This window comes from Streptomyces sp. NPDC002537, from assembly GCF_053594975.1.
Genome location: NZ_JBSFWT010000187.1, coordinates 1 through 2,546 on the forward strand (window position 1 = coordinate 1; position 2,546 = coordinate 2,546).

At 65.8% G+C, this 2,546-nt stretch carries 1 protein-coding gene; it reads left to right on the forward strand.

Annotation, left to right across the window (positions count from 1 at the left end; translation table 11 throughout):
- Nucleotides 1–1,128: 1,128 nt before the first annotated feature.
- A partial coding sequence (locus ACWD4A_RS35265) for a peptide MFS transporter (RefSeq protein WP_451200553.1) occupies nt 1,129–2,546 on the forward strand: 1,418 nt, incomplete at its 3' end.

Consider the following 2,546-nt stretch of genomic DNA (forward strand, 5'->3'; position numbering starts at 1 on the left):
CATCTTCCGCAAAGCTCGGTGCAGCCCAAATCGAATGTCGGCAATCGCCAGAGCAGTCCTCACCCTGGAGCGGCAACCCTGAAAGGGCTCAGTGAGTGAACCTCTTTCGCGCGCCCGGCAGAGTAGGAGGTGTCACCGTGACCTTGTGCGGTCGGCCGGGAAAGACCGGACGCCCACTGGCCATCTCCTGCACCGGGTTGTGCCGCAGCAGGAAGCACAGCAGGATCACTGCCTTACACAACGGCAGGCCCCGCGGCCGTCCCCGCACCTGGTCTCAGCCCGGCAATCCGGCGCTCCACCCGGCCGATGAGCAGGGGCAACTGATACGGGCTCAGCCCGGTAGTGCGGTGAACGCATCGCCCCCTGCGTCCGCACAGGCGTTGGCACCCCGTACGGTACGCCGAGGGGACCGATCTTGCGTCCGACGGCCAACCACCCAAGGCCAACCGGATTTTGAATAATCTTCCGGGCCGCCCCGCCAAGAAACCTCAGGAGGCTTTGCAGGCTGCCCTACGAGGGCCGGGAGCTGTCGGCAGAAAACACCTCATCCATCAACGAAGAGGTGTCGGGGTCCGGGGGGAGCGGCCGAGCCGGGAAAGGGAACGCCGAGGAGGCTGTGGCGCAGTCCCTGGAGTTCACTGCGCAACTGCTGGAAACGGTCGGCCAAGGGCAACTCGCGGTTTCGTCGACAGGGGCGTAGTGGCCTGTTCCGCTTCTCTGCCGTGGAACCCCGCGCTGTCACCGGTCCTGTGCTGTCGCCTTCCGGCTTGACCGCTCCGGTGTGCACGGTCTGTGTTCATGTACTCATGCGTCTATTCTTTGCAAGTGGTTCGGGAATGTGCGGAGTTGATACACGTCCGCCGCTGAGTGACGCGTGAAGACGCTGACGGTACAGGGTTTTCCACACCAGCTTTCCGAGCCTCATGCAATGCCTGCCGTCCTTTAGCCGACCGTCTCACATCTACTGCTCACCGAGTACTGCTGTGGTGTTCAACCGTTGCGCCCCCCTTGCACGCCCTAGACATGAGCAGCCAGAGGCTTTGGTCCCTTTCGAAAGCCCGGGAGGGGGTGCAATCGAGTCAACGGTATATTCGTGGACAATTCTCACGATCGATGAGGAGCCCAGCCATGCCCGTCGCCGCCACCGATGCTGTCCGTAAGGATGATCCGCCGAGAGAAAGACCGTCCTTCTTCGGTCAGCCCAGGGGTCTGGGGGTGTTGTCCGGGTTGGAGGTGTGGGAGCGGTTCTCCTTCCTTGGTATGCAGGCGATTCTGGTGCTGTTTTTCGCGGATACGGTGGCTGCGGGGGGTCTGGGGATGGCGCCGGGTGCGGCGGCTTCGGTCGCGGCCGGGTACGGGACTCTTGTGTATCTGGTCTCTGTTGCCGGTGGGTGGCTTGCGGACCGTGTGCTCGGTGCCTATCGTGCGGTGCTGTGGGGCGGGGTCCTGATCGCCTGCGGGCATTATGCGATGGGTGTGCCGGCGGGTGCTGCTACGTGGGCGGGGCTCGGGCTGATCAGTGCGGGTACGGGGCTGCTCAAGCCCAATGTCTCCACCATGGTCGGCCGGCTCTACCGCGGCGACGACCAGCGCCGTGACGCCGGCTTCGCCCTCTATTACATGGCCATCAACATCGGGGCGTTCCTCGGGCCGCTGGTCGCCGGCTGGCTGGGGCAGGACAAGGGCTGGCACTGGGGCTTCTCGGCGGCCGCCGTCGGCATGAGTCTGGGCCTGGTCCAGTACGTCATGGGCCGCCGCCACCTGCCCGGCCGGGACGGCGCCCCCGCCGGCGTGCTGGCGCCGCGGGCGTTGCGCCGGGCCCGGCGGCTGATCGCCTGCGGGCTGCTGACCGCTGTGGTCCTGGCCGTACTGCTGGGCGTCACGGGTGTGCTGACGCTCGGACTCGCGGTCAACGCCCTCACCCTGGCCGCCGCGGTGGCGCCGGTTGTCTATTTCACGGTGATGTTCAAGAGCCCGCGGGTGACCACGCAGGAGCGGGGGAGGCTGCGTCCTTATCTTTTGCTGTTCGGTGCCTCGGTCGTCTTCAACATGATCCTCTTCCAGGCGTACTCGACGATGATGCTGCTCGCGACGGACCACGCCGAGACCTCGATCCTGGGCTTCGACTTCCCCTCCACCTGGTTCGCCTCCGCGCTCGGCGCGTTCGAAGTGGCACTGGCACCGGTCGTGGCCGCCCTCTGGGTGCGCCTGGGGCGCCGTCAGCCGCATGCCTCCCACAAGATCGCCCTGGGTGTGCTGATGGGCGGCCTCTCCTTCCTCGTCATGGTGGCGCCGACCTTCGGGCGCAGTGGCGGTGACTGGAAGATGGCTGCCTGGTGGGTCGTCCTGTCCTACCTGTTGCTTGGTCTGGGTGATGTCCTGCTCCAGACCACCGGCCTGTCCGCCTCCACCAGGCTCGCTCCGGCGGCTTTCGGCAGCCAGACGATGGCCGTGTGGTTCTTGTCGATGGCTCTGGCCAACGGTATCCAGGCCCAGGCCGTCAAGCTCTACGGCGAGATACCCACCCCCCTGTACTTCGGCCTCAA